The following is a 26,585-nucleotide window of genomic DNA, read 5'->3' on the forward strand; positions in this document are numbered from 1 at the left end:
GGCGAGGTGCGCGCGGCGCGTACGTTGGCGACGCTGGACGAGGTCGAGCTGGGTGACCACGTCTGCTGGTTCATGCAGCCCTCCGCGACGCTGCTCACGGACGCGCGGGCCTATGTGGCCGACGGGGCCCTGTACGGGGACAAAGTCCTGGTCATCGGCCCCACCGACATGCCGCGCACCATCGAGCCGCTGCCTTCCGCCGCGGTGATCCTCGACTTCCCGACCGCGGCGGATCCCGAGTCGGTACTGGCCGCGGTCCGCCGGGAGGTCCGTACCGCCACGAGCCAGGGATTCCGCTCGGTGCGCGTCCTCACCGAGCGGGTGCCCGCGTCGGCGCCCGACGGAGCCGACGACCTGCTGGCACAGGAGCTGCGGCTCGACGAGTTCGCCGCCGAGAGCGGCGCCATCGTGGTCTGCGCCTTCAGACCGTCGTTGTGGGACGCGTCCACGTTGGAGCGGGCCGCGTCCGCGCACCCGCACGAGATGGGCACGCGCGCAGGGCGGCCGACTTTCCGGATGTTCAGCACAGGCGCCGACGGGTGGAGCGTGGACGGAGTGATCGACTCAGACTGCGCGGCGATGTTCAACGCCGCGGTGCGGGCCGCGGTGAGGAACACGCCGAAGATCAGGCTCCGCTTCGACACACTGGAGATGATCGACGCCGCCGGGATGCACGCGCTCGTCGACGCCGCCCGCCACCTTCCGGACCGCCGCATCCTCGTGGAAGGCGCCAACGAGACGGTGCGTCTGTGCTGGGAACTCGCGGGCTACGTGGCCCCCGGAGTGCCGGTGGTGATGGCCGCATGAGCACGACCCACCCCCCGAAGCCGTCCGACCACGACGGCGACCCGTTCCACCACGAGCTGTACCCCTACCGGGGTGACGCGCAGTTCCTGTCCGGGACGCTGGGCTTCATCCACGAGGCGCTGGCAGGCGGTGAGGCGGTGGTCGTCGCCGTCCCCTCCGACAAGGCGTCACTCCTGCGCGGCGAACTCGCCGACGAGCCCGCCGTCACCTTCGTCGACACCACGACGGCGGGACCGAACCCCGGCCGGCTCGTCGACGCCTGGACGGCCTGGATGCGGGAGCGGGGCGAAGGGGACCGGCCGGTGCGCGGCATCGGCGAGACCGCGTGGCGCCAGGCGCGCAACGCCGCCCACCTCTCGGAACTGCGCCACCACGAATGGCTCCTGAACCGGGCCTTCGCGCGCAGCTCCACCTGGTCGATGCTGTGCCCCTACGACGCCGCGGACGAGGACGAGGAGGCCCTGAGGTCCCTGTCCCGCTGCCACCCGCTGATCCGCCGGGACGGGCGGCACGCGCGCAACGACGGCTACCTCACCGGCGAGGAATACCCCTTCGAGGTCCTGGCCGACCCCTGCGATCCGTTCCAGGAGCTGAGCTACGCGCACGGTGACCTGGCCGCGATCCGCTCGAAGGTCTCCCAGTGCGCTTCCGACGCGGGCGTCCCGCAGGACCGGCTGCCGAAGCTCGCCGTCGCCGTCACGGAGATCGCGACGAACAGCATCCGCCACGGCGGGGGCCGCGGAACCCTGCGTACCTGGGCCCAGAACGCGACGTTCCTCTGTGAGTTCCGCGACTCCGGCTACATCCCCGACGTGATGGTCGGCCGCACCCGCCCCGAACCGGAACAGATCGGCGGCCGCGGCCTCTGGCTCGCACAGCAGCTCTGCGACCTCGTCGAGATCCGCTCCACCCGCGACCAGGGCACCACGGTCCGCCTGCACATGGACGTACCGCAGTAACGTCGCCACCGTCGTCCCGCGCCGCGGGCGCGGTCCGCGGAACGGCGGTCGACGACACGGCCTAGTCGATCGCGGGGCCCGAACCGTTCAGCCAGGCCCACTCCGACCAAGTGGCGAACCCCGTCTGCCACTTGTGGTAGACGCCGACGTGGCTGGTGGCGAACACCTCCACGCGCCCGTCGGCGTTGTTGCTCGCACCGATCTCGGTGCCGCCGCCACCGAAGGTCTCCCACTGCGAGTACGGCGCGTTCGGGCGGGTCTGCCAGGCGTGGCTCGCGGTGTCGGCGTTGATCGCGAACACCTCCACCCGGCCGTCCGCCGACCGCGAGGTGGTCAGCTCGGCCTGGGAGATCCCGCCCATGCCCGCCCACTCCGACCACGTGGTCGGACCGGTCTGCCAGCGGTGGAAGACCCCGTTGGCGTTGGAGGCGAAGACTTCGAGCCTGCCGTCCTGGTTGTGGCTGGTGGCCAGGTCGCGTCCGCCGCCGCCGAAGTTCTCCCAGGAGGACCAACCGCCGTTGACCCCGCTCTGGTAGAGGTGCTCGAAGGTCGAGTCCGAGAGCGCGAAGACCTCCAGCCGCCCGTCGGGGGCGGCTTCGACCGAGAGCCGCGAGTTGGCCGGTCCGCCGCCTGCGCCCTCCCAGCCGGCCCAACTGCCGCTGGGCGCGGTCTGCCAGCGGTGGAAGACGCCGTTGGCGTTGGACGCGAACACCTCGATGCGGCCGTCGGCGTTGTTGCCCGCGGCCAGCCGGTACCCGCCACCGCCGAAGTTCGCCCAGGTCGACCAGCCCGCGCCGGGAGCGGTCTGCCACATGTGGTCGAACGTGCTGTCCGACAGCGCGAACACTTCCAGCCGGCCGTCCGCGTTGGACGCCACGGCCAACTGCGCGTTGCGCGGTCCGCCCTCGAACCGCCACTGCGACCAATTGCCGTTCACCTCGGTCTGCCACGCGTGGTACACGCCTTCGGCGCCGGCGGCGAAGGCTTCCAACCGGCCGTCCGCGGACCGCCCGGACACCACCCGGCCCGAGGCGTAGGGGTGCTTGGGGCCGCCACCCGAACCCGACCACAGGGCGTTGGCGATGACCGTCGCGTCGTCCGCCTCGATTTCGTACAGGCCGCGCAGGTCCTCCCTCGGCTGCTGCACGTGCCAGCAGACCTCGCCGATCGCCTCGTTGTTCCACGACCCGCCCGGGTACAGCTGTTCCACCCGATCGAAGAAGGTGTTGGTGGCGTGGGCCGGATTCAGACGCTCCTCCCGACTGCCCCACCAGTCCTGCTGCTGGAACAGCCCCAGGCTGGTGTAGTCGACGGCCTGGGCGTAGTTGTTCATGCTGCTCTCCACGATGATCGTGGCGATGGCGATGGCCCCTGCCCTCTGGTTCAGCCCCCGGTCCTTCACCGCCTGCGTGACCATCCGCGCGCAGGACACCTTGTAGGCGTCCAGGTAGCCGGCCATCTTCGCGTGCAACTGCGGGTTGAGCTGATCGGCCATGTTGCCGTCTGCGGCCGACGGGCCGGCGGGATCACACGGCACGGTCGGAATGGCGAAGCCCCGCGGGCCGGCGAAGTACCGGGACACCCCGGACCGTTCACCGCCCGGACCCGGGCCCGGAACCGGAGCGGGAGCGGGTTCGGCGATGGCGGCGGAGGCGGTCATCCCGATGACCAACGCCCAGATGCCGGCCACGAAGGCCAATCTGGTGAACACGCGACGTAAACCGTTTATCGCCACTGTCGGCCCTTCTGTCGTGAAGTGAGACGTGCGGGACTCGCCCGACCCCCGGCCGTCGGTCCGTCGTCCGTTCGAGAGGAGCCGGGGCGCCGTCCGGGGTGTCAGGCACACAGGGTCCACCGGAGACCACCGGGCGTGTCACTCCGGATCGTTCCGGATGCCCTGCCGGGCGCTCCCGCCGCTACCTTGTCGACGAGCGCCACCACCCCCCGACCCACGGTCACACCGTTGCCACCTTCCAGACCGTCCGTGCGCCCGGCCCGTCCCGGTCCGCACGGCCCCGAGCGGCACGCCAGGGGATCCCGCCACATCCCGACGCCCCGTCAGGCCCACGATCAGGAGGACACATTGAACGCGCAGCACCCCACCCGCAGGAGCATCCTCAAGACCGCCGGTGGCCTCTCGGCCGCGATGGCCATGGGCGGCGCGGGGGTCCTCGCCGCCGCGTCGACCGCCGCCGCCGCCGTCGGTGACGGCCACGGCCTGCGCATCGTCGAGCGCGGCGAGGCCGACGCCCGCATGTGGTACTACCGCTTCCAAACGGGTGCGATCGGCTGGAATCCCGCCGTCAACGTGCTCCTCCCCGACGACTACCACTGGAGCGGACGCAGGTACCCCGTGCTCTACCTCTTCCACGGAGGCGGCACCGACCAGGACTTCATCACCTTCGACCGCGAGGGGATCCGCGATTGGACGGCCGGCAAGCCGCTCATCATCGTGATGCCCGACGGCGGCCACGCCGGCTGGTACTCCAACCCCGTGAACTCCAACGCCGGCCCGCGGGACTGGGAACACTTCCACATCGAGCAGTTGATCCCCTGGATCGACGCGAACTTCCGCACCTACGCCGAGTTCGACGGCCGCGCCGTGTCCGGATTCTCGATGGGGGGCTTCGGCGCCCTGAAGTACGCCGCCAAGTACTGGGGCCACTTCGCCTCGGTGAGCGCCCACTCCGGTCCGGCGAGCCTGCGCCGGGACAACGGCCTCGTGGTCCACTGGGCCAACGCCTCCTCCGCGCTCCTGGACCTGAACGGCGGCACGGTCTACGGGGCGCCGTTCTGGGACGAGGCCCGGGTGAACGCGGACAATCCGGTGCAGCGGATCGAGAGCTACCGCGGCAAGCGGGTCTTCCTGGTCGCCGGTACCAGCCCCGACCCGATCAGCTGGTTCGACACGGCCAACGAGACCCAGGTGCTCGCGGGGCAGCGGGAGTTCCGCTCCCTCCTGGGGAACGCGGGGATCCCGCACGAGTGGAACGAGCTGCCCGGCGGACACTTCATCCGCCACGACATGATGCGGCGCGACATCGACGGCGTCATCGACCGGCTGCGCAAGGCGTGACCGGGCCCCTCCACACCGCACGTCCATCTCACCGACCCCGCGACCACCAAGGGGAGGAGCGTCTCGTGTTTCCCGGACTTACCCGACGCGCACTGGGCTGTGTGCTCGCGGCGACGGCGGCCCTGCTGTCGTCGCCGATGGCCCCGACACCGGCCGCCGCGCGGCCCACCGCCGTCGCGGCCGCGTGCCCCACCGCCGGTTTCGTGTCCCAGCACTTCCACAGCGGCCACAACGGCGTCGACATCGCCAACGACGTCGGGACACCGATCCACGCCGTGGGCGACGGCGAGGTGACCATCTCCGGATACACCGGCGACTACGGTCAGTGGATCCGGGTCCTGCACCCCGACGGGCGGATCTCCGAGTACGGGCACATGTCCCGGCGCGACGTCTCCGTCGGAGACCACGTCGTGGCCGGCCAACAGATCGCCCTCATGGGCTCCGAAGGCAACTCCAGCGGCCCCCACCTCCATTTGCGGATCTGGGGCGACCAGTCCACCTCGTACGGCATCGACCCCGAGCCCTACCTCGCGGAACGGGGCGTCGTGCTGCCCTGTACCCCGGGCAGCGGTCCGCGGCCCAAGCCGTTGGTGTACCCGGCCGAGTCGGGCCGCGTGGTGTCGGCTCGGTCGGCGGACGGCCGCCTGGAGGTGTTCGCCGCCGGCGCCGACGGTGTGCACCACGCCTGGCAGCAGGAAGTGAACGGCAACTGGTCGGCCTGGGAACGGCTCGGCGGTCCGGGCAACGCCGAGTTGGCGATCGCACCCAACGCGGACGGCCGGCTGGAGATGTTCGCCCTGGGCGGCGACACCTTCCAACACCGCTGGCAGCTCTCTGCGTCCGGTGGATGGTCGAACTGGGAGACCTTCGGAGGTGGCGGGCGCGACACCGCGGCCGGCGTGAACGCCGACGGTCGCATCGAGGTCTTCGCCTCCGGTCCGGCCGGCCTCTTCCACCGGTACCAACTCGCCCCCGACGGAGGGTGGTCCGAGTGGGAACCCACCGGCGGCGGCCCCGCCGACAGCCGAGTGGAGATGGAGAAGTCACCCGACGGCCGGCTTGAGGTGTTCGCCCTGGGGCGCGACTCCTTCCAACACGCCTACCAGACGGCCCCCAACGGCGGCTGGTCGCCGTGGGACGGCTTCGGTGGCGGCGGTCACGACGTCACCGTCGATCACAACGCCGACGGCCGACTGGAGGTCTTCGCCTCCAACCCGACCGGCGTCTTCCACAAGTATCAGACCGGTGCGACGAGTTGGTCGGGCTGGGAGGCGACCGGCGGCCCCGCGGACGCGCAGCTCAGCAGCGAACGCACCCCGGACGGACGGGTGGAGGTCTTCGCCATGAACGGCAGCACGGCCATGCACATCTGGCAGACCGCCGTCAACGCCCCCTACGGCGACTGGGACGCCTTCGGCACCGGGGGCACCGAGGTCACCGCGGCCACCAACGCCGACGGGAGGATCGAGATCTTCGGCACCAGCCGCGCCGGCACCTACCACAAGTGGCAGACCGGCTTCTCCACCTGGTCCGAATGGAGTTGGCTCGCCGACACCGCCGGCCCGACCCTCTGACGGCCCCACCCGACCGCGCGGCCCCCTGGAGAGACGCATGAGTGAGATCAGCAGACGGAACCTGCTGCGGGGCGCCGCCGGTGCGGGCGCGTTCCCGTTTCTGAGCCCCGGTCGAGCCGTGGCCCGGCCCGCCGAAGTGGTGCCGCCCGCTCGGTGGGTCGGCTCGGGACCCTTCGCGTACGTCCACGATCCGTCCACCGCCCAGGGACCGCGCTACCTCAACGACCACACGCTGATCAAGGCTCGGGGGCGGTGGCACCTGTTCAGCATCGTCGGGGACAGCGCGCCGCGCGGCGAATCCCCGGACAGCACGAAGGAGACCGCCTTCGCCCACGCCTGCGCGCCGAGCCCGAACGGGCCGTGGACCACCCATCCCGTCGTCCTCACCGTCGACCCGTCCTACTTCGGCGAGGAACACCTCTGGGCGCCCCACGTCGTCGCGGCCGACGGCGGGTACCGGATGTTCTACGCCGCGGGCGGCGAGGGCGGCGCCGCGATCAACCTCGCCACGTCGAGCGACCTGTTCACCTGGACGCGCGAACCGTCCGGCCCCCTGTTCCGCGGGCTCGCGGCGCGCGACCCGATGGTGCTGCGGGTCGGCGGCGAGTGGGTCATGTACTACACGGAACTGTCGGGCGTGGGCGGCCACCACGTCGTGGCCCACCGGCGGTCCACCGATCTGCTGCACTGGAGCGAGCCGGGCGTCGCGTTCACCGACGCGACCACGGACACGACCGTCTCCATCACCGAGTCGCCGTACGTCGTCGAACGGGACGGCTGGTACTACCTGTTCATCGGCCCGCGCGGTGGCTACGAGGGCACGGACGTGCTGGCGTCCCGGGACCCGTTCCACTTCGATCTCGCCGGCTACGCGGGCCATGTGCCCGCTCACGCCGTGGAGGTGGTCGCCGACGGGGACGCGTGGTACGCCACCGCGGCGGGCTGGTTCCGCAACGGGCTGCACGTGGCACCCCTCGCCTGGCGCGACACGCCACCGCCGTGGCAGAGCGTGGACAACCCGGTGGCCGGGCTCGACGTCGGCGGCCGCCTCACGGTGTTCGCGCTCGACGCCGAGGACCACTCGATGCTGCGGCGGGTACAGGTCGACCCGGACACCGACACCTGGTCGGGGTGGGAGACCTTCGGAGGGCCGGCCGGGGCCGTCCCCACGCTCGGCCGCGACGTCGACGGCAGGCTGGAGGTGTTCTCGCTCGCCCCGGAGGGCGCCAACCTGCACCACCGGGCGCAGCGGCCGGACGGCGGCTGGTACGACTGGGAGGAGTTCGGCGGCCCGGCCGGCGCCGCGCCCGCCGTCGCCCGCGACGCCGACGGCCGGTTGGAGGTGTTCGCGCTGAGCCCCGGCGGCGCCTCCGTCGCCCGGCGACGACAGCGGTCAGCGGGTTCCCGGGCCTGGGAGCCGTGGGAGCCCGGGTTCGGCGGGGCCGCGGGCGCGCCCCCGGTGGTCGCGGCGAACGCCGACGGGCGGCTGGAGGTGTTCGCCCTCTCGCCCGGCGGCTCCGGGATCTTCCATCGATGGCAGGAGGCCCCGGGCGGCGCCTGGACCTCTCTGTGGCACCGCTTCGGCACCGCGGCCGGCGCCGCGCCGCGGGTGGCGAGGGACGGTGGCGGCCGGCTCACCGTCACGGCGATCGGACCGTCGGGCGTGGGCACCTTCAGCCGTCGGCAGTCCGTTCCGAACGGCGGCTGGGACGAGTGGCTGCCGATGTTCGGCTGGAGCGCAGCCGCCCCGGCGCTCGCCGCCCAGGCCGACGGCCGCCTCGAGGCGTTCTCGCTGACGCCCGCCGGCGCCCGACTCGACCACCGCCGGCAGACCGCCCCGGGCGGAAGTTGGGATTCCGGCGGCGAGTTCGGCGAACCCGGCATCAGGCTCGCCGGCACGCCCACGGTCGCCCTCGACTCCACCGGGCGGACGCACGTCTTCGCCGTCACCGCGGAAGGCCGGATGCGCACCCGCGTCCAGGCGCAGCCGAGCGGCGGCCGGCTGCCGTGGACGGCCTTCGGCGACCGGACGGTCGCACCCGTCGTGTCGGGCAGCCCCACCCTCCGGGCGCGCAGTGCGGATCTCGCCAAGCGAAACGGGGAAACGGGCGGTCCGGCGGCGCCGGGACCACCCCGAACACGGTGACGTTCCCCACCTCGGCCGCTTCGGAACGGGGCACGGGACCCGTTTCGAGGGCCCGAACATCGGCGATCCGTCTCGCCGCCCGCCGCGCGTGAACCGCCTCCCGGCCGCTCGTCAGAGAACCGAAAACGGCCCCAAATCACCACCCCGGACAGGGAGTCGGGGTGACCCGGGACACAGTCGGAAGCGTCCTCGCGGGGAGGGCCGAGGGGCCTCCCGGGAAGGGGGCCCCGGGAGCCTCCCGGGCAGCCGGAACGGACGAGCCACCCTCCCGCGGCGCCCGGTCGAAGTGGCCGAAGTACGCCGATGAACTCCCCGAGGAGATGAGTATTGTTCCCCTCGACGGGCCGGTACGGCGCGTGGAACGGGGGGAGCGGTGAGCGGCGTGGTCGTCCATCTGCCGCAGGGATCCGGCGGCGCCGACGGCGGCGAACCGTACGGTGACGCGGTGACGTTGCGGCTCGGACCGGGCGAGGTCGCCCGCTTCGGACGGGGCTCCGCGTCGATCCCCGTCGAACTCCGCCTCGCCGACGCGGCGATCTCCCGGCTCGCCGGGGAGATCCGCGTGACCGACGACCACTGGCAGCTGACGAACCACAGCGCAACCCACAGCTACCTGGTGGAGAATCCCGAGGGCGCCGGGGAGTACCTGAGGGTTCCGCCGCGAAGGGTCGGGGCGCCCATCCCGTTCGAGTTCTCGCGCGTGGTGCTGCCCAGCCGCGGCGACGTCAGTGTCTCCTTCCAGGTGTTCGCGCCCGACCACGTCTACCTGGACCCGGAGGCCATGGGCGCCCCCTGGGGCCGCCTGACGGTCACCGCGTACTCCCTCGACGAGACGGCCACGTACTTCCTCGTCCTCGTCGCGCTCTGCGAACCGCGCCTGCGCGACCAGTCCCGCGTGGCGGTCCCCACGACCCCCCAGATCGTCGAGCGGCTCCGGGGGCACGCCGGCTGCGGCACGCTGACCGCGCGTGCGGTGAGCTCGCACATCGACTACCTCGCCGAGGAGAAGCTGCGCATCGGCGCCGCCGACCTGCGCGAACCCGGCAAGGGCGACCGCCGCAACGGCAAGCGCGAGGAGATCGTCGGGCTCGCACTGCGGTTCGGGCTCGTACGGGAGGAGCACCTCACGCTGCTGCCGCCCCTGACGGGCCCCGGCGGGCGGGAGCGGCAGAGCGCGCGATGACGCCGCCGCAGGGCCTGCGCGACAGCACGCAATGCGATCGGGGAGACCTGCTGCCGCCCGGCTACCGGGTACGGGACTGGACGGTCACGGGCGTGATCGGCGCCGGAGGCTGGTCCACGGTCTACGCGGCGCGGCCGGCCGACGGCTCCCCGGGTCGGACCGACGGTTCCCCCGCGCCCCGGCCGGCGGGGAGCACCGACGTCGCCCTCAAGATCATGCCGACCGCGGGGTACGCGCCGCGCCAGACCCGCAGGATCGTGGAGTCCGCCCGCCGCGAGGTCGAACTCGGGCGCAGGGCCGGGCATCCCCGGCTGATCGGCCTCCTGGACTCCTTCGTCCTCGCGGCACCGGACCGCCCCGCCCTGGACGGCGCGATCGTGCTGGTCATGGAACGGGCCGCGGGCAGCCTGCGCGAACTCCTCGACGCGGGGGTGGCCGAGGCCGACCGGGCCCGGCTGATCGCCGGGATCTGCGAGGGACTCGCCCATCTCCACCGGTCGGGCTGGGTCCACGCCGACCTCAAGCCCGAGAACGTCCTGCTGGGCGCCGACCGCTCCGTGAGGCTCTCGGACTTCGGGCTCGCCACCGAGATGACGGGAACGCACGGCTACGCGCCACCCCTGGGCACCCTGGACTACCTCCCGCCCGAGCGATGGCGGGCGCCACTGGGGGAACTCGGCGTGCAGGTCCGACCGAGCGCCGACATCTGGGCCCTGGGCATCGTCATCCACGAGGTGTTCGCGTCCGGCGCCTCCCCGTTCCCCGGCGCCACACCCCTGGCGCGGGGCGCCGCCGTGCAGGAGTACGGCGGAGGGCGCGCACCGCTGCGCATGGACCACGCGGTGCCGCCGTTCTGGCGCGCGCTGGCCGCCGACTGCCTCGCCCCGACCCACGCGGCCCGCGCCCCGCACACCGCCGAGAGCCTGCTCGCCCGTATCGCCGCCGAACAGGGGACGCGCGGGACGTGGACGGGGCGGCTGCGGGGCCGGGCCCGCACGGCCGTCCTCGCCACCGCCCTCTGCGGGATCGCCGGCGCGACCCTGTGCTCGGACGCGGCGCGGGCGCTCTCGTTCGCGCCGCCCGGCCGAGCGGGGGCCGCGGTCGGCGCGATCCGGGTGTTCAACGCGGAGCAGGGGTGCCGGGAACGGGTCGACCGGGACCCGCAGTGCAGCCTGGGCCTGGCGGTCGATCCGCTGCGGCAGTACACCGCGGACAACGTCGTGCCGTCCCGGGTGTGGCACGGCGACGTCCTCGCCGCCGACTGCCAGTTGTCCCAGGGGGCGTCCGTCATCGACGAGGCGAACCAGCGGTCCACCCGCTGGTTCCACGTCCGGCTACCGCGCGGCTCCACGCCCCCCACGGCCTGGCTCCCCGCCGTGCGCACCCAGGACCGGCCGACGCTGCCGGGGTGCCCGCATCCGGTGACGGGGCGCTGACGGGGAGCCCGGGCGGGAGTCGCGCCGGTCCTCGTACGGCAGGGCAGGAACGTTTCCGCTCGGTGGCGGCCTCACGGGGGACGCCGGAGCGTCCGTTCGGGTGGCGTCATTCTTTCGCCGACCGCAAGTGCCGCTGGAAGCGCGCCGGCCTGTGCTGTGCTGTGGCCACGGCCCGAAGACGGTCGTACGCGGGCCCGCCCGCTGTTCGTGGCAGGTCCGCCCCAACAGCGAAGGAGGACTGATGTCGCGCAACCGGAAGAACCTCCGACACCGGAGCACGGTTGACCAACTGCTGGCCTCGGTGGTCGTGTTGACCGCCGCTTTCCTGGACGTCTCCGGGGCTCATGCCGCTGCGGTCCACTCCAAACCGAAGGCCGACTGGGACGCCATCGCCCGGTGTGAATCCGGCGGCAACTGGCGGACGAACACCGGCAACGGCCATTACGGCGGATTGCAGTTCACCCAGTCGAGCTGGAACGCGGCAGGAGGCCGCAGATACGCACCGCGCGCCGATCTCGCCACGAAGGCCGAGCAGATCGCCACGGCGAGGAGGCTCGCCAAGATCCAGGGCATGGGGGCCTGGACCTGCGCACGCCGCCACTGAAGATCCCTCCCCGACAGGGCGGCGGGGCCGCCCTGTCGGGGAGGGATCGGCCGGACGGGCTTGTGTCCGAAGGCGATTGACGACTGCGGATCTCTACTGCCGCGAGAGCACGCGCAGTTCGACCGCATCCCTGTCCGCCGCCGGGAACGGTGGCCGGGGCCGGTCGGTCAGTCGGCGGCCGTGGTCGGCCGTCCCAAGTGGCGTGCCGTGGGCGCCAATGCCGCCGCGGCGGGCACGAGGAAGCAAGCCGCGGCGCAGACGGCGAGGACGGGTGTGACCCCGAAGGCGTCGATGGCCGGGGCGATCAGGGCGAGGCCGACGGGGGCCAGGCCGTAGGAGACGAGGAAGTCCAGGGAGGAGACGCGGGCCAGTTTGGCCGGGGCGACCTCGCGCTGGGCGGCCGTGAACCAGGGCACGTTGAACAGTTCGATCCCGATGCCGGCCACCACGTAGGCGGCGATGACCACCAGCGGGTGCACCGGCAGCATGAGGCTCAGCGGCGCGAAGCCGTAGGCGGCCAGTCCGGCGAAGGCCATCCAGCCCGGGGAACCGGGCTGTCGGCGTGTGGTGAGCAGGGCGCCGCCGAGCGCGCCGACCGTGTAGGCGGTCATGGCCGCGGCGAGGACCCATTCGGTGCCGTAGCGGTCACGGCTGATCAGCGGCAGGGCGACACTGGTGGCGGAGTAGCCCAGCGCGACGACGGCGGTCAGGGCGCCGAGCCCGGCGAGGAACCAGGGGTGGCGTCGGGCCTCGCGTATGCCGTCGATGAACTCGGCGCGGAAGGACGCGCGCGGCGTCCTGTCGGCGGACGGGTCCGCGGCGGCCCCCCGGCCCGGCACGAAGGCGGCCACCAGCCAGAGCAGGCCGATCCCCAGCAGCAGCGTCCGCACGTCGACGAAGGCCGCGACCAGCGCGGTCAGGGCGGGACCGGCCAGCGTGGAGGTCCGTACCGAGAGGGACATCGCGGCGTTCGCCGACTGTCGGCGATCCGTGTCGACGACCTCGGCCGTGAGGGCCTGGAAGGCGGGACGGCAAGCCCCCTGCCCGGCTCCCGCGAGGGCGGCGGCCACGGTCATCAGTACGAGGGAGCGGCCGAGGCCCGCGGCGAGGAGCGGGGCCGCGACCGCTGCCGCGAGCGCCGACCAGAGCACGACCGCCCGGCGTGAGTGGCGGTCGGCCAGTACCCCTCCGACGGCGACGGCGACCAGGAATCCGGCGGTGCGCGCGGCGAGGACCAGACCGAGGCCGGCCGCGCCGAGGTCGCGGTGCAGGACCGCCAGACCCAGTACGAAGGGCAGTGCCCAGGTGGCGAGTCCGGACGCGGTGGTCCCCACCCACAGGCGGAGGAAGGCGGGATCGCGCAACACGGAACGCGGGGGTGGCGGGGTGGGCCTGGGCGTCAGGGGGACGGGCGTGGTCGTCACGGTGTGGTGCTCCTCATCGGTCGACAGGGGCCGGATCGCTCCTCACGAAGGGCGCCCCGGGATTTTAATGAAAACGATAACCATTACGATACGCTTCGAGCGAGGTGCTTCGCCCCGTGCGGACCACAGCGCCGCACGACGGGCGGCCACGCCCTCTTCCCGATCGGAGACCCCATGCGTCAACGCCACCGCGCCCTCGTGACCGCGGCCACCCTCACCCTCGTTCTGGCGACCGGCGGTTGCTCGGCCGCCGGTGACGACCCCGCGAGCGCCGGTGACGGCCCCGCACCCCCCGGAGGGGGGCACGGGGCCGTCGCCCGCGGAACGAGCATCACCAGCTGCGGGCGCGAACTCGACTTCGGCGAGCCCCCGAAGCGCGCCGTCACCCTGGACCAGACCTCGACGGAGACCCTGCTGGAACTCGGGCTCCAGACCGGATGGCAGGGACGGCCAACCTGAAGACGAAGATCCCCGATCAGTACCGGAAGGCGTACGCCGACGTCCCGGTCATCGCACCCAAGATCGCCACCGGCGAGCAACTGCGCTCCGCCACACCGGACTTCGTCCTGGCCGGATCCGCCGACCTGTACACCGGCGACCGGGCGGGAACCCGCGAGGAGTTGGACGCCCTGAAGGTGCCCACCTTCGTCAGCGCCGTGGACTGCCCGCAGTCGCACGAGGCGGGGGAGTCCCCCTTCGAACTGCTCTTCTCCGACTACGAACGGCTGGGCAAGGTCTTCGGTGTCGAGGAACAGGCGGCGAAGCTCGCGCAGCGGCAACGCGCCGCCGTCGCGAAGGCCGGCGAGAACGCCTCCGCCGCCGCCCGCGACGGCAAGGCACCCTCCGTCGTCTACCTCTACTCGGTCTTCAACGGCATGCCGTACGTCGCCGGGAAGACCGGCCTGCCCGGCGAGATGAGCCGGATCGTCGGCGCCAGGAACGCCTTCGACGACGTGAACGAGGACTGGCCGGAGGTGTCCTGGGAGGAAGTCGCCGAGCGCGCACCGGACTTCATCGTCATCGGTGACCTGTCCGAGCGCGGGCGCCCCGGGGACAGCGCCGCCGAGAAGCGCGCCGCGATGGCGGCCGACCCGCTGGTGTCGAAGCTGCCGGCGGTACGCGACAACAAGATCATCGTAGTGCCGGGGATCGAGCTGGACCCCTCCGTGCGCTCCGTGCACGCGCTCGGACTGCTGGCCCAGGGCATGAAGGACCTCGGACATGTCCACTGACCTCGCCGGCCGGCCGGGACCGACGGACCTGCTGCACCCGGCGGCCCGCGGGTCACGGTCCACGGGATCCACCACCGGGACGACGCCGCCGGGAGCGGCGGCGGGAACGTCGGGCCTCCCGGTTCCGCCGGGCCGGACCGCGCCGGCCCGGGCGTGGCCGGTGCCCGCCGCCCTCCTCGTACTGGCCGCCTCCGTGGCCGTCGGCCTGCGCGTCGGCACCGCCCCCGTGGGGTGGACCGACCTCGCCCGCGTCCTCGGCGCCCACCTCGGCCTGGGCGGCGAGCCGCTGCCACCACTGACGGACTCGCTCGTCTGGGACCTGCGGCTGCCGCGGGTCCTGATGGCCGCCCTGGTCGGCGCCTCCCTCGCCGTCTGCGGCACCGTGCTCCAGGCCGTCACCCGCAACGCGCTCGCCGACCCGTACCTGCTCGGCGTGTCCTCCGGCGCGTCCACCGGCGCCGTCGTCGTGGTCGTCCTGCCCCTGGCAGGGGCAGGCGCCAGTGCCCTCGGCCTCACCGGAGGCGCCCTCGCCGGGGCGCTCCTGTCCTTCGCCCTGCTGATGGCGCTGCTGCGTCGGACGGGGCTGGACTCGGGCCGCATCGCCTTGACGGGCGTGGTCGTCGGACAGCTCTTCACCGCGCTGACCTCGCTCGTCCTGATGTCCTCGGCGGACGCCGACACCACGCGCGCCATCACCCACTGGCTGTTGGGGTCGATGGCCCCCGCCCGCTGGGACGCCGTCGTGGTCTGCGCGATCGTCACACCGCTGGGACTGATCACCGCCTGGCTGTGCGCGAACGCCCTCGACGCCCTCGCCTTCGGCGCGGACACCGCCGCGTCCCTGGGGATCGGCGTACCCCGCACCCGCGCGCTGCTGCTCGTGGTGACGGCCGTACTGACCTCGGTCGCGGTGGCCACCGTCGGCGCCATCGGCTTCGTGGGGCTGATCGTTCCCCACGGGGCACGGTTCCTCGTCGGGCCGTCGCACCGGGTGCTGCTTCCCTGCGCGGCGCTCGCCGGCGCGGTGTTCCTGGTGTGGACCGACGCGTTGGCGCGGGTCGCCTTCGCCCCCCGGGAGGTCCCGGTGGGCGTGATCACCGCACTGATCGGCGTACCACTGTTCCTCGTGGTCCTGCGCAGGAGGGGTGACCTGTGAGGATCACCGCGGAGGGCCTGGGCTGGTCGGCGGCGGGCACCCCCGTCGTACGCGGCGTGGACCTGGACGTGGCCGCCGGCGAGACGGTCGCACTGATCGGCCCCAACGGCTGCGGCAAGTCCTCCCTGTTGCGCCTCCTGGCCGGGCTGCGCGCGCCCGACGCCGGCGCGGTCCGCTACGACGGCCTGCCCGTGCGGGACTGGAGCGCCCGCAGGATCGCGCGCCGGGTGGCCTTCGTCGAGCAGGACTGCGGCCTCGACACCGACCCGCGCGTCGCCGACGTCGTGGGGCTGGGGCGGACTCCCTTCCGCGACCGCTGGCGCGGGCCGAGCGACACCGACCGGGCGATCGTCGACGCCGCACTGGACCGCGTCGGGCTGGACGCGCTCGCCGAGCGCTCCTGGAAGTCCCTGTCCGGCGGCGAACGACAGCGCGCCCACATCGCCCGCGCGCTCGCCCAGCAGCCGTACGCGCTGCTCATGGACGAGCCCACCAACCACCTCGACGTGAAACACCGGTTGGAACTGATGGAGTTGCTGTCCCGCACCGACCAGACCGTCCTGCTCGCCCTGCACGACCTCTCGCTGGCCGCCCGGTACTGCGACCGCCTGCTGCTCATGCGCGCCGGGCGGCTGGTCGCCTCCGGCAGCCCCGCCGAGGTGCTCACCCCCGCGCACCTGGCCGAGACCTTCGAGGTCGACGCCGAGCTGAGCACCGACCGCCCGGGCCACCCCACGCTCGTCTACCACGGCCCCCTCCGCGCCCCCACACCCCGAACCGCCCCCGCTTCCCGAACCGCACCCGCACCCCGACCGACCTCCACAACCCGCACCAGCCCGCGACAAGGAACCCCATGACCACCTCGGTGACCACCTCGACGACCACCTCGACGACCACCGCGTCCGCGCCGTCCGTCCACGCCCTCGTGGAGGCCGTGCTCAACGGCGAACACGGCCCGCTTCCCTCCGACCTCGTGGCGACCAGCGTCTTCTGGATCCATCACGGCACCCGGTTGGCCGGCGGCCCCACCACCTACCTCAACCAGTACGTCCTGGTGCGCCTCGGCGGGTCCTTCGGCGCCTGCGCCTTCGAGGCCGGCGAGATCGACCCGTCGGTCTGCCGCGACGCCTCGGGCGCCGCGCTCGACGTCCTGCTGCGCGAGGCGCCGCGCCCGCTGCGGATCGCCGCCCTCGACGCCTACCTCGCCGAGCGGCATCCGCACCACGAGGCGGCGGCCGCGGGCGACTCCGGGGCGGGCGGCCGAGGGAGCGCGAGCGCCGAACGGGTCGTCCTGCCCGCCGGCGCCCCCGAGGTCCGCGCGCGGGCCCGCGACGCGGCGATCGCCGGACTGCTCGACATCGAGGAGGGCGCCGAGGTCGGCCTCATCGGCGTGGTCGACCCGCTGGTGGCGGCGATCCGCGAACGCGGCGGCCACCCGCTGCCGTGCGACCTCAACCTCGAGACCACCCGGTGGGGCGATGCCGTCACCGCCGACATGCACGAGGTGCTCGACCGCGCCGACGCCGTCGTCGCCACCGGAATGACCCTGGGCAACGGCTCGTTCGACACCATCCTGGAGCGTTGCCGCTCCCGGGGCGTCCCGCTGGTGGTGTACGCGCAGAGCGGCAGCGCGGTGGCCCGCGCCTTCCTGGGCTCCGGGGTCACCGCGCTGTCCGCGGAACCCTTCCCCTTCTCCCAGTTCAGCGCCGACCCCACCGCCCTGTACCGCTACCGCGCCGTGGTCGGGGCATGACCCCGGCGGTCCGCCCCGGCACGCCCGGCGCCCAGTGGCGTCCCGGCCCCGGCCGTACCGGCACCGGGCGCGCACCCGGCCACCACGGCGAGATCCTCCAAGGCGTCTTCCTCGACGACGCCGGGCGCCGCTGCGCCGGCCTGGTCACCCTGCCCCTGCCGGGTCCGGGCAGCCGGGCCGAGTTCACCCGCCGCCCGGGTACGCCGCCGCGGCAGCTCACCGTGTACCCGGCCGACCGCACGAAGGCGGCCCGCGCGGCGGCCCTCACCGTGGCCGAGTGTGCGCCGGGGCACCGGGAGCCGCCCTGCGGCGGGGAGTTGCGGATCGCCGGCGACATCCCGGTCGGGCTCGGCATGGGCAGTTCCACCAGCGACGTCATCGCCGTGGTGCGGGCGGTCGCGGACTCCTACGGAACGCGCCTGCCACCCGAGGTGATCGCCCGGCTCGCCGTCCGGGCGGAACTGGCCTGCGATCCGCTGATGCTCGACGACCGCCCCGTGCTCTTCGCCCAGCGCGAGGGCCGGGTGCTGGAAGTCCTCGGCCGCGCCCTGCCACCCCTGGTCGTCGTGGGCTGCTCCCTGGGCGCGGGCGCACCCGTGGACACGCTCTCCCTGCCGGTCCGCACGCACGACGACGGCGCGGTGCGCGCCTACGAACGGCTGCGCGTCCTGCTGCGGCAGGCCGTGGTCACGGGCGACGTCGCCCTCCTCGGCGAGGTCGCGACCGCCAGCGCCCGACGCGGGCAGGAACTCCTGCGCCACCCGGAGTTCGAGAGCCTCACCGACGTCGCCTCGCGCTTCGGGGCGGCCGGCGTCCAGATCGCGCACAGCGGCGCCGTCGCCGGTCTGCTCTTCGACCCGGCCACCCCCGGCCTCCGGCGCCGGATCCGGGGCTGCGTAAGGGCGTTGGAGCACCGTTCGATTCCGGCCACCCGCGTCTTCTCCACCCCCGCCGGCAGCCACCCGACCAAGGAGTTCCGCAGTGGACCAGCACATCGCCGAGTCGATCGGCCGACCCGACCTGATACGCCTCGACGACCGGCTCCTGTGTCTGCGCTTTGAGACCATGAAGGTCGTCTCGGCCCTCGCCGCGGTACGCCATCTGCTCGACACCGGTGCGGTGCGACGGGGGGACACCCTGGTGGACAGCTCCAGCGGCATCTACGCCCACGCCCTCGCACTGGCCTGCCACCGCCACGGGATGCGCTGCCACATCGTCGGTTCGGCGACCGTCGACCACACGCTGAGCACGCAGCTCGCGGTCCTCGGGGCGACGCTGGAGCGGATGGAGCCCTGCGACGACCTCAAACTGGACCAGAAGCGCCGGGTCGAGCGCATTCACGAGATCCTCGCGGAACACCCCGAGTACCACTGGATGCGGCAGTACCACGACGACATCCACTACCTGGGCTACCGCGCCGTGGCGGCCCTGATCCGGGAAGCCATCGGCACGGACGAGCTGACCGTCGTCGGAGGCGTCGGATCCGGTGCCTCCACCGGGGCTCTGGCCCGTTACCTGCGCGAGGACTCGCCCGGCGTCGAACTCGTCGGGGTCCAACCCTTCGGCAGCGTCACCTTCGGCGCCGGACACGTGAGCGACCCCGAGATCATCATCGCGGGGATCGGCAGCTCCATCCCCTTCGGGAACGTCGACCACGCCTCCTACGACACGCTGCACTGGCTCTCCTTCGACGCCGCCCTGGCCGGAAGCGTCGACCTGCTGCGGCGGCACGCGGTCTTCGCCGGGCTGTCCTCCGGAGCGGGCTACCTGGCCGCCCGCTGGGAACGGACACGGTCCCCGCGGCGTACGGTCCTCTTCATCGCGGCCGACACCGGCCACCGGTACGTGGACTCGGTGTACGCCCGCCACCGGGAGGCCGTCGCGATCGACTCGCTGGCTCCCCGACCGGTCGCGACGCGGGCCGACCTCGCACTTCCCTGGTGCCGGATGGACTGGAGGCGCGCTCCGGGGGACCCGATGGCGAGCAGCCTCCCCGGGCGGGGGTGAGCGGGACGGCGGCCGGCCGGCGCCGGGCCGGGGGAGAGGGGCGGAGCGTCGGCACTTTCGGGCGACAGCGATGACGTCGCTACCAGGACATTCCGGATGAACGGCATAGGGTGGCAGCCACTCGTCGAGACGGAAGAACGGACGTTCATGGCCTACGAACGACGGGAACGCGCCGACCTCGGCACCCTCCCGGGTCCCGCCACCACCGCCACCTCCACCCACGACGTGGGCCTCCTGGTCCTGCGGCTCACCGTCGGTCTCGCCATGGCCGGCCACGGCACGCAGAAACTCTTCGGTTGGTGGGGCGGCCCCGGTCTCACCGCCACCGGCAAGGGCTTCACGATGAGCGGATATCCCGCCGGCGAGGCCATGGCCGTCATCGCGGGCCTCTCCGAGACCCTGGGCGGCCTCGGCCTCGCCCTCGGACTGCTCACCCCGCTCGCCGGCGCGGTCCTGATCGGCACCTTCGTCAACATCCTCGCCGTACGCGGGGTGAACAGCTTCTTCGCCCCCCGGGGCGTGGAACTCGAACTGGCCCTGCTGGCCGGGATCGTCGCGATCACCCTCACCGGGCCGGGCCGCTTCTCCGTCGACCGCTTCCTTCCCGTGCTGCAGGAGTCCCGGCCCCGGTACTCCCTGTTGGCACTGCTGCTGGGACTCGTCGTGGGGTTCGTCGTCCTGCTCGTACGGGACTGACGCCGATCCGGGCCCGGGCGCGGGCCGGGGCGATCGGTCGCGCCGCGTCACACCGGCGTCGGCCGGGGGCCCGGCGTCCTCCGGCAGGAGCAGCCGCAGATCGTCCAGCCCCGGCGCCGTGAACGCGCCGAGACGGTGGGCCTGTCGGGTCGTCATCTCCTCCACCGTGTAGTCCTCGAACTCGACCGTGCGGGTGAAGCGCGAGGCCAGACCGGGGTCGGAGGCCAGGACCCCGCGTCAGGTCGCTCTTCGACGGCTTGCGGTACGCCTGCGCCGGTACGTGAAGGTGCGCCACCCGCGGGGGACAATCCGAACCCGGTCCGGCCTCCTGAGGTCACAGGCCCGTCACGAGGCCCTCGCCCCCGTCCTCCGGCGGCCACGATGTCCTGATGCGCACTCATCACAGCATCCCCCTGGTCGCCGTGGCCGCCGGGTTCCTCGCCCTCACCGCCTGCGCCGCCCCGCAGACCGAGGGCCCCGCGAGCAAGGATCCGAAACCCGCCGCCTCGGCGCCCACCACCTCGACAGCGCCCGCCGCGCCCACCGCGCCCTCGGCCAAGAGCAGGAAGGCCACCCTGCCGAACATGATCGGCAAGGGTCTTCAGAGCGCCCAGGACGAAGCCCAGGCGGCCGGGTTTCCCCTCCTGAAGTCCCACGACAGCCTCGGCCGTGACCGCAACCAAGTGCTCGACCGGGCCTGGAAGGTCTGTACGCAGACCCCCGCCGCGGGCAGCGCCGTCGACACCGCCACCACCATCGACTTCGGCACCATCAAACTCGAAGAGACCTGCCCCGACGGCGAGATCACCGCACCGAAGCCGGCCGGTGACACCATGCCCGACTTCGTCGGTCAGGGGATGAAGGCCGTCCGCGGCGCGCTGCCCTCCAACGCGAGCATCACCGTCAAGGACGCCACCGCCCAAGGGCGCATGGTCCTACAGGAATCGAACTGGAAGGTCTGCACGCAGACCCCGAAGGCCGGAGCCGCGCTGTCCGGTGCCCCCGTCGCCTTCACGGTGGTCAAGACCGGGGAGTCGTGCCCCTGACCGGCCCCTGCCGGCGCCCGCCGGGGTCCCCGGCGGGACCCCCGGCGGGAACGCGTCCACTCGCCCCGGGGGCCCCGGCCGAGCAGCCACCGGCACCGATCAGCCGCCGCGCGGTCACCCGTGTGCCGGATCGCGGTGCTGCCGAGACGACGCCGGGGTCGTTCTCCGCCGGCGCGGCACGCGGGGCCGGTGGCCGCCCCTGGGGCCGATCGGGCCCCTTCAGGTGCTGAGGTGGCTGTTTCCGTCGTACCGGCCGTCGACGGTGTCGTCGTTGAACCAGTAGTCGCCGGCGGCCAGGTAGCGGAAGGAGTGGTCGGCCTTCGTGGGCAGGGCGACCGTGACGGCGCGGGTTCCGTCGGGGCGCGGCCGGAGCTCGTGGGTGCCGGGAGTCCAGGCGTTGAAGTCGCCCACGACACTGACCGGGCCGGGCGGGGTCTCGGCGGGCAGGACGAAGGTGATCTCGGTGCGGTCCTTGCGGCGCTTGCGTTCGAGCACGGCACAACTCCAGACGTGATCGGTATCGGGCCTTGATGAGCGACGCTCGGGACTCATGATGGCGCCGCCGGCCCCGGCCCGCAGGTCGGCACTCCGGAGCGCCGGGGTCACCTTCGCTCGCGAGCTGATGCGGGCCATCACGACCCGTGGCAACGTGAGGACGACCGCCCTCGCGCCCCGGCGAAGCACGGATCGGGGAGGACGGGGGCCCCGAGAGGACGGTGGTGGTCGTGGCGCGACCGGTGTGGGCCGGGAATCTCACGTTCGGGCTCGTCAGCCTGCCCGTGGGTCTCTTCACGGCGACCGACGACCACACGGTGCACTTCCACCAGCTCCAGCGCGGGACCTCGGACCGGATCCGCAACCGGCGGGTGAACGAGCGCACCGGCGAGGAGGTCGAGGCGGCCGACATCGTGAAGGGCTACGAGATCGGCGACGAGTACGTCCTGGTCGAACCGGCCGAACTCGACGAGATCGCACCCGGCCGCTCCCGTTCCCTGGACATCACCGGGTTCGTGGACCTCGACGACATCGAGCCGATCTTCTTCGACAAGACCTACTACCTGGGTCCCCGGGGCGCCGAGTACGGCAAGGTCTACAGCCTCCTGGAGCAGGCCCTGGCGAAGGCCGGCAAGGCGGGGATCGCCACGTTCGTGATGCGCCAACACGCCTACCTCGTCGCGCTGAAGGCGGAGGAGGGCATCCTCACCCTCCACACCCTGCACTGGGCCGACGAGATCCGGGATCCGAGGAAGGAGATCGACAACCTCCCCGGCAGGGCCAAGGCCTCGGCGAAGGAGCTGCGGATGGCCGAGCAGCTCATCGACACCCTCGCGATGACGTGGGATCCGGCGGAGTTCCACGACACGTTCCAGGAGAGGGTCGCCGCGCTCATCGAGGCGAAGCGGTCCGGGGAGAGCGTGGAGAAGGCCGAGGCGGCCCCGTCGTCCACCGGCGTCGTCGACCTCATGGACGCCCTGCGCGCCAGCGTCGAACGCGCCCGCGGCCCGAAGGGGAGCGGGCCCAAGTCCACCACCTCCAAGTCCACCGCCTCCAAGTCCACCGCCTCCAAGTCCACCGCCTCCACGTCCAGGTCCGCCAAGTCCACCGCGGGCGGCAAGAAGCCCGCGGCGCGGAAGCGTGTTCGCTCCGCACCCGGGAGGGGCGATCTCGGGTCGTTGAGCAAGGCGGATCTCTACAAGAAGGCCGGCAGCGCCAAGATCCCCGGCCGCTCGACCATGACCCGTGACGAACTCCTCCGAGCGCTCGCCGCCTAGAGCCTGTCTTTCGCGGGCGTCCCGTACGGGGGAGGGGTCGGTGACGGGCCGCCTCGGGGGCGCGTCGTACGCCGGCCGCGGCGATGACGGCTCCGAGGACCCCGGCGTGTTCGGCATCGGGCATCGGCGGCGTGCCGAAGAAGCCCTGTACCGCGCGGAGTCGACGCCGGCGCAGGCACATGCACAGGCACCGGCGCTCCGGCCCCGGACCCGGCGCCCGGTCTTCGGGCCGTCGTCGGGACGGCCCGCGCGGATTCCCGCCTGCGGCGATAAGAAACAGGTAAATCTCGTGCGCATGCTCGGGGGTGGTGGGGGCATTCGACTGTTCGGAGGTTGATAATCATGGTTCCCCTGCTTCTTGTTCTTCTGCTCGCTCTGATTCTTTTTGGTGCCGGTTTCGCGGTGAAGATCCTTTGGTGGGTCGCGATCGCGGTGTTGGTGTTGTGGCTCGTCGGGTTCGTGGCCCGTCCGAAGGGTGGGAGCGGGCGCTGGTACCGCTGGTAGACGGGGCTTCCGTCTGTCGTGATTTGCTGTGGGGTCCGTCCCTTTGGGGCGGGCCCCGCAGTCATGTGCGGGGTGCTTTTCGTCGGTGGTGGTGGGCGTGTTCCGGCGGGGTCTTTCGAGAAATCGTGGTTTCGGGGTGTGTGGGTCGTCTTTGGCGGGGCAGGCGGCGTTGTGGCGGAACGGCGCCTCCGCGGTGGTGAACGTGCCGGGAGAAAGCCTCCGTTGTTATCGAGTGTGTGAGGGAGTTCTTCGTATGACTGAGAATGTGTGGGGTTACCGCGAGACGTCCGGTCGTCTGGCCGGCGCGGACCTGACGGGCTACAAGGTCGAGGCGACGGACGGCTCCATCGGCAAGGTCGACAAGCACTCCGACGAGGTCGGTTCGGCGTATCTGGTGGTGGACACCGGTCCGTGGATCTTCGGCAAGGAGGTTCTGCTGCCGGCCGGTACGGTCAGTCGGATCGACGGCGACGACCGGAAGATCTACGTCGACCGGACCAAGGAGCAGATCAAGAACGCTCCCGAGTTCGACAAGGACAAGCACCTGGGTGACGCGGACTACCACCGTCAGGTGGGCGGCTACTACGACGGGCCGCACCGCGTCTGAGGGACGCACGCGTACGGGGCGGGGGCGGTGACCACACGGGTCACCGCCCCCGCTCGTCGCGGCCGGGAGCGCCGGTCGCGCGATCCGTACGGGGCGATCCCCGGCGCCGAGCACGGGGCGATTCCCGGCGGTGACCCGGCGCGACGCCCGTTGTCGTGTTTACCTTCCTGCATGGATATCTCCGCTGGACGTCCTTATCCCCTCGGCGCGACCCACGACGGCTCGGGGACGAACTTCGCCCTGTTCTCCGACTGCGCCGAGACGGTGGAGCTGTGCCTGATCGACGATGACGGCGACGAGCACCGGATCACCCTGCCGGAGGTGGACGGCGGAGTGTGGCACGGCCGGGTCGCCGGTGTGGGCCCCGGGCAGCGGTACGGCTACCGCGTCCACGGCCCCTGGAATCCGGACGAGGGCTTCCGCTGCAATCCGGCCAAGCTGCTGCTCGATCCCTACGCCAAGGCCGTCGACGGCCAGATCGACGGGGACCCCTCCCTGAGCGGGCACCACCCCGATGACCCCGGCCGCCCCGACGACCGGGACAGCCTGGGCCACGTACCACTCGGCGTCGTGACGGGCGGAGAGTTCGACTGGGAGGGCGACCAGCCGCCCGCCCACGCGTTCCACGACTCGGTCATCTACGAGGCCCACGTCAAGGGGCTGACCTGCCGCCACCCCGACGTGCCCGAGGAACTGCGAGGCACCTACGCCGGGGTCGCGCACCCGGCCGTCATCCGGCACCTGAAGGAACTCGGGGTCACGGCGCTCGAACTGATGCCGGTCCACCAGTTCACCCAGGACGGCTTCCTCACCGACCAGGGTCTGTCGAACTACTGGGGCTACAACACCATCGGCTACTTCGCCCCGCACAACGCCTACGCCTCCGGCGGCAGCCTCGGCGGGCAGGTCACCGAGTTCAAGGCCATGGTCAAGGCACTGCACCGGGAGGGCATCGAGGTCATCCTCGACGTGGTCTACAACCACACCGCCGAGGGCAACGACCAGGGACCCACCCTCTCCTTCCGGGGCATCGACAACCCCTCCTACTACCGACTGGTCGACGACAGCCCCGCCCACTACTTCGACACCACCGGCACCGGCAACAGCCTCCTGATGAGGCACCCGGCCGTCCTCCAGCTGATCATGGACTCGCTGCGGTACTGGGTCACCGAGATGCACGTGGACGGATTCCGGTTCGACCTCGCCGCCACCCTGGCGCGCCAGTTCCACGACGTCGACAAGCTGTCCGCCTTCTTCGACATCGTCCATCAGGACCCGGTCATCAGCCGCGTCAAACTGATCGCCGAGCCCTGGGACATCGGGGAAGGCGGCTACCAGGTCGGCAACTTCCCCGCCCTGTGGAGCGAATGGAACGGACGCTACCGCGACGCCGTCCGCTCCTTCTGGCGCGGGGACGAATCCGCCCTGCCGGAGTTCGGCGCCCGCATCGCCGGCTCCGCCGACCTCTACCAGTCCGATCAACGACGCCCCCGCGCGGGCATCAACTTCATCGCCGCGCACGACGGCTTCACCCTGCGGGACCTGGTGTCGTACAACGAACGCCACAACGAGGCCAACGGCGAGGACGGCCGCGACGGCGAGGCCGACAACCGCTCCTGGAACTGCGGGGTGGAGGGCCCCGGCGGCGGCGCGGACGTCCTGCGCCTGCGGGCACGGCAACAGCGCAACATGCTGGCCACCCTGTGCCTCTCCCTGGGCGTGCCCATGATCTCCCACGGTGACGAACTGGGCCGCACGCAGAACGGCAACAACAACGTCTACTGCCAGGACAACGAACTGTCCTGGATCGACTGGGAACTCGACGCCGCGAACACCGAGCTGCTCACGTTCACCCGTCGGGCCCTCGCCCTGCGCCGCGAGCAGCCCGTCCTGCGAAGGCGCCGCTTTCCGCAGGGAGCGCCCACGGACGCGACGGCCCCGGCGGCCGACATCGTGTGGCTCAGGCCCGACGGCGACTGCATGACCCAGGAGGACTGGGACCGGCCCGACAACCGCGGCATCACCGTCTACCTCTGCGGGGACCTCCTCGCGGCGGACCGCGCCGAGCACGCCACCCGCCCGGACTCCCTGCTGATCATGTACAACGCCGCCGCCGAGGACGCGGCCTTCCGCCTTCCGCCCGCCGCCTTCGGCGAGGCCTGGACGGTCGCCCTCGACACCGCCCTCGACGGCGACGACACGCAGGACGAGACCGAGCTCAAGGCAACCGCCGCCACCGTCCTCACCGGCCACAGCATGAGGGTCCTGCGCCGACCGTTCAGACAGCCCTGAGCCCTCGACGCCCCTCCCGCCCGCTGCCGAGGGGCGTTCATCCGTCCACCGAACGGCCCAAGACCTCCCACGAGATTCCCCGGCGTCGGCGCGAGCGGATCAGGGCGGAGCCGATCCGCGCCCGCGTGGACCCGGCGAAGATCACCGACCGGAGAGAAAACGGATCCGAAGGCGGGTGTACGAACCGAATCCGTGGGCACGAGCGCGGAAGCAAGCCATCCGTCCAGGGGAGGAACGGTTCCATGTCCCACGCCGCCACAGTTGTCAGCCCCGCTCTCGGTGCGCGGGTCGCGTCGTCCGTCGGGTCGGTG

At 72.4% G+C, this 26,585-nt stretch carries 24 protein-coding genes; 21 read left to right on the forward strand and 3 right to left on the reverse strand.

The window, feature by feature from the left end; all coding sequences use genetic code 11:
• Positions 1–6 precede the first annotated feature (6 nt).
• Positions 7–807 (forward strand): MEDS domain-containing protein, encoded by an 801-nt coding sequence (locus ACIRO3_RS35995; protein WP_404143877.1) that lies wholly within the window; start codon positions 7–9, stop codon positions 805–807.
• The gene (locus tag ACIRO3_RS36000; protein WP_404143879.1) at positions 804–1,766 is read left to right on the forward strand and encodes an anti-sigma factor RsbA family regulatory protein; all 963 of its coding nucleotides are present in this window, start codon (positions 804–806) and stop codon (positions 1,764–1,766) included. Before ACIRO3_RS35995 ends, ACIRO3_RS36000 begins: the two co-directional genes overlap by 4 nt.
• A 61-nt stretch (positions 1,767–1,827) precedes the next feature.
• Here the strand turns inward: ACIRO3_RS36000 and ACIRO3_RS36005 are convergent, their stop codons facing one another.
• Entirely contained in the window at positions 1,828–3,501 is a 1,674-nt protein-coding gene (locus ACIRO3_RS36005; RefSeq protein WP_404143880.1) for a peptidase M23, read from the reverse strand.
• A 411-nt stretch (positions 3,502–3,912) separates the two neighbouring features.
• Here ACIRO3_RS36005 and ACIRO3_RS36010 point away from each other — a divergent pair, with 411 nt between their 5' ends.
• From ACIRO3_RS36010 to ACIRO3_RS36035, 6 genes are all read left to right on the forward strand, one after another.
• The gene (locus ACIRO3_RS36010) at positions 3,913–4,842 is read left to right on the forward strand and encodes an alpha/beta hydrolase (RefSeq protein WP_404143912.1); all 930 of its coding nucleotides are present in this window, start codon (positions 3,913–3,915) and stop codon (positions 4,840–4,842) included.
• Between the two features lie 65 nt (positions 4,843–4,907).
• Positions 4,908–6,416, forward strand: coding sequence for a peptidoglycan DD-metalloendopeptidase family protein (locus tag ACIRO3_RS36015; RefSeq protein WP_404143882.1), 1,509 nt, complete (start codon positions 4,908–4,910; stop codon positions 6,414–6,416).
• Between the two features lie 37 nt (positions 6,417–6,453).
• Positions 6,454–8,562: a family 43 glycosylhydrolase gene (locus ACIRO3_RS36020; protein ID WP_404143884.1), complete on the forward strand. Its 2,109-nt coding sequence runs from the start codon at positions 6,454–6,456 to the stop codon at positions 8,560–8,562.
• 373 nt (positions 8,563–8,935) lie between these two features.
• Positions 8,936–9,745 carry a serine/threonine protein kinase gene (locus ACIRO3_RS36025; protein WP_366150381.1) on the forward strand — a complete coding sequence of 270 codons (810 nt, stop codon included), beginning with the start codon at positions 8,936–8,938 and terminating at the stop codon, positions 9,743–9,745.
• Entirely contained in the window at positions 9,742–11,181 is a 1,440-nt protein-coding gene (locus ACIRO3_RS36030) for a serine/threonine-protein kinase (RefSeq protein WP_404143885.1), read from the forward strand. Before ACIRO3_RS36025 ends, ACIRO3_RS36030 begins: the two co-directional genes overlap by 4 nt.
• Before the next feature lie 241 nt (positions 11,182–11,422).
• Entirely contained in the window at positions 11,423–11,785 is a 363-nt protein-coding gene (locus ACIRO3_RS36035; protein ID WP_404143887.1) for a transglycosylase family protein, read from the forward strand.
• 167 nt (positions 11,786–11,952) lie between these two features.
• Here the strand turns inward: ACIRO3_RS36035 and ACIRO3_RS36040 are convergent, their stop codons facing one another.
• Positions 11,953–13,209, reverse strand: coding sequence for an MFS transporter (locus tag ACIRO3_RS36040; protein ID WP_404143889.1), 1,257 nt, complete (start codon positions 13,207–13,209; stop codon positions 11,953–11,955).
• Between the two features lie 174 nt (positions 13,210–13,383).
• Between ACIRO3_RS36040 and ACIRO3_RS36045 the strand changes: the two genes are divergently transcribed.
• The 9 genes from ACIRO3_RS36045 (at position 13,384) to ACIRO3_RS36085 (ending at position 21,099) form a co-directional block, all read left to right on the forward strand.
• Positions 13,384–13,668, forward strand: coding sequence for a hypothetical protein (locus ACIRO3_RS36045; protein ID WP_404143891.1), 285 nt, complete (start codon positions 13,384–13,386; stop codon positions 13,666–13,668).
• Positions 13,647–14,441 carry an ABC transporter substrate-binding protein gene (locus ACIRO3_RS36050; RefSeq protein WP_404143892.1) on the forward strand — a complete coding sequence of 265 codons (795 nt, stop codon included), beginning with the start codon at positions 13,647–13,649 and terminating at the stop codon, positions 14,439–14,441. The genes ACIRO3_RS36045 and ACIRO3_RS36050 overlap by 22 nt, the downstream gene beginning before the upstream one ends.
• The gene (locus tag ACIRO3_RS36055; protein WP_404143894.1) at positions 14,431–15,597 is read left to right on the forward strand and encodes a FecCD family ABC transporter permease; all 1,167 of its coding nucleotides are present in this window, start codon (positions 14,431–14,433) and stop codon (positions 15,595–15,597) included. Before ACIRO3_RS36050 ends, ACIRO3_RS36055 begins: the two co-directional genes overlap by 11 nt.
• Positions 15,594–16,454, forward strand: a complete 861-nt coding sequence (locus ACIRO3_RS36060) for an ABC transporter ATP-binding protein (protein WP_404143896.1) — start codon at positions 15,594–15,596, stop codon at positions 16,452–16,454. The genes ACIRO3_RS36055 and ACIRO3_RS36060 overlap by 4 nt, the downstream gene beginning before the upstream one ends.
• On the forward strand, positions 16,451–17,350 hold the full coding sequence (locus ACIRO3_RS36065) for a Rossmann-like domain-containing protein (RefSeq protein WP_404143898.1): 900 nt from the start codon (positions 16,451–16,453) through the stop codon (positions 17,348–17,350). The genes ACIRO3_RS36060 and ACIRO3_RS36065 overlap by 4 nt, the downstream gene beginning before the upstream one ends.
• Entirely contained in the window at positions 17,347–18,411 is a 1,065-nt protein-coding gene (locus tag ACIRO3_RS36070; protein WP_404143900.1) for a GHMP kinase, read from the forward strand. The genes ACIRO3_RS36065 and ACIRO3_RS36070 overlap by 4 nt, the downstream gene beginning before the upstream one ends.
• A complete protein-coding gene (locus ACIRO3_RS36075; RefSeq protein WP_404143902.1) occupies positions 18,332–19,357 on the forward strand; it encodes a pyridoxal-phosphate dependent enzyme in 1,026 nt (341 codons plus the stop codon). Before ACIRO3_RS36070 ends, ACIRO3_RS36075 begins: the two co-directional genes overlap by 80 nt.
• 147 nt (positions 19,358–19,504) lie before the next feature.
• Positions 19,505–20,053 carry a DoxX family protein gene (locus ACIRO3_RS36080; protein ID WP_404143913.1) on the forward strand — a complete coding sequence of 183 codons (549 nt, stop codon included), beginning with the start codon at positions 19,505–19,507 and terminating at the stop codon, positions 20,051–20,053.
• A gap of 389 nt (positions 20,054–20,442) precedes the next feature.
• A complete protein-coding gene (locus tag ACIRO3_RS36085; protein WP_404143904.1) occupies positions 20,443–21,099 on the forward strand; it encodes a hypothetical protein in 657 nt (218 codons plus the stop codon).
• A 219-nt stretch (positions 21,100–21,318) separates the two neighbouring features.
• On the opposite strand, the gene ACIRO3_RS36090 is transcribed toward ACIRO3_RS36085, so the two are convergent.
• Entirely contained in the window at positions 21,319–21,594 is a 276-nt protein-coding gene (locus ACIRO3_RS36090; RefSeq protein WP_404143906.1) for an isoamylase early set domain-containing protein, read from the reverse strand.
• Positions 21,595–21,824: 230 nt separating this feature from the next.
• Here ACIRO3_RS36090 and ACIRO3_RS36095 point away from each other — a divergent pair, with 230 nt between their 5' ends.
• From ACIRO3_RS36095 to glgX, 4 genes are all read left to right on the forward strand, one after another.
• A complete protein-coding gene (locus ACIRO3_RS36095; protein WP_404143908.1) occupies positions 21,825–22,871 on the forward strand; it encodes a Ku protein in 1,047 nt (348 codons plus the stop codon).
• Positions 22,872–23,213: 342 nt separating this feature from the next.
• Positions 23,214–23,375 (forward strand): hypothetical protein, encoded by a 162-nt coding sequence (locus tag ACIRO3_RS36100; protein ID WP_053676175.1) that lies wholly within the window; start codon positions 23,214–23,216, stop codon positions 23,373–23,375.
• A 253-nt stretch (positions 23,376–23,628) separates the two neighbouring features.
• Positions 23,629–23,982, forward strand: a complete 354-nt coding sequence (locus tag ACIRO3_RS36105; RefSeq protein ID WP_361783274.1) for a PRC-barrel domain-containing protein — start codon at positions 23,629–23,631, stop codon at positions 23,980–23,982.
• 171 nt (positions 23,983–24,153) lie between these two features.
• Positions 24,154–26,274, forward strand: coding sequence for a glycogen debranching protein GlgX (glgX, locus tag ACIRO3_RS36110; RefSeq protein WP_404143910.1), 2,121 nt, complete (start codon positions 24,154–24,156; stop codon positions 26,272–26,274).
• Positions 26,275–26,585 lie beyond the last annotated feature (311 nt).

The organism is Streptomyces sp. NPDC102278, assembly GCF_044766345.1.
GTDB lineage: Bacteria > Actinomycetota > Actinomycetes > Streptomycetales > Streptomycetaceae > Streptomyces.

Bases quoted from the DNA above. Each gene is read 5' to 3' on its own strand.
- ACIRO3_RS36030 (WP_404143885.1), top strand. From the start codon at position 9,742: ATGACGCCGCCGCAGGGCCTGCGCGACAGCACGCAATGCGATCGGGGA.
- ACIRO3_RS36050 (WP_404143892.1), top strand. From the start codon at position 13,647: ATGGCAGGGACGGCCAACCTGAAGACGAAGATCCCCGATCAGTACCGG.
- ACIRO3_RS36000 (WP_404143879.1), top strand. From the start codon at position 804: ATGAGCACGACCCACCCCCCGAAGCCGTCCGACCACGACGGCGACCCG.
- ACIRO3_RS36045 (WP_404143891.1), top strand. From the start codon at position 13,384: ATGCGTCAACGCCACCGCGCCCTCGTGACCGCGGCCACCCTCACCCTC.
- ACIRO3_RS36035 (WP_404143887.1), top strand. From the start codon at position 11,423: ATGTCGCGCAACCGGAAGAACCTCCGACACCGGAGCACGGTTGACCAA.
- ACIRO3_RS36105 (WP_361783274.1), top strand. From the start codon at position 23,629: ATGACTGAGAATGTGTGGGGTTACCGCGAGACGTCCGGTCGTCTGGCC.
- ACIRO3_RS36055 (WP_404143894.1), top strand. From the start codon at position 14,431: ATGTCCACTGACCTCGCCGGCCGGCCGGGACCGACGGACCTGCTGCAC.
- ACIRO3_RS36065 (WP_404143898.1), top strand. From the start codon at position 16,451: ATGACCACCTCGGTGACCACCTCGACGACCACCTCGACGACCACCGCG.
- ACIRO3_RS36010 (WP_404143912.1), top strand. From the start codon at position 3,913: ATGGCCATGGGCGGCGCGGGGGTCCTCGCCGCCGCGTCGACCGCCGCC.
- glgX (WP_404143910.1), top strand. From the start codon at position 24,154: ATGGATATCTCCGCTGGACGTCCTTATCCCCTCGGCGCGACCCACGAC.
- ACIRO3_RS36080 (WP_404143913.1), top strand. From the start codon at position 19,505: ATGGCCTACGAACGACGGGAACGCGCCGACCTCGGCACCCTCCCGGGT.
- ACIRO3_RS36020 (WP_404143884.1), top strand. From the start codon at position 6,454: ATGAGTGAGATCAGCAGACGGAACCTGCTGCGGGGCGCCGCCGGTGCG.
- ACIRO3_RS36070 (WP_404143900.1), top strand. From the start codon at position 17,347: ATGACCCCGGCGGTCCGCCCCGGCACGCCCGGCGCCCAGTGGCGTCCC.
- ACIRO3_RS36100 (WP_053676175.1), top strand. From the start codon at position 23,214: ATGGTTCCCCTGCTTCTTGTTCTTCTGCTCGCTCTGATTCTTTTTGGT.
- ACIRO3_RS36085 (WP_404143904.1), top strand. From the start codon at position 20,443: ATGCGCACTCATCACAGCATCCCCCTGGTCGCCGTGGCCGCCGGGTTC.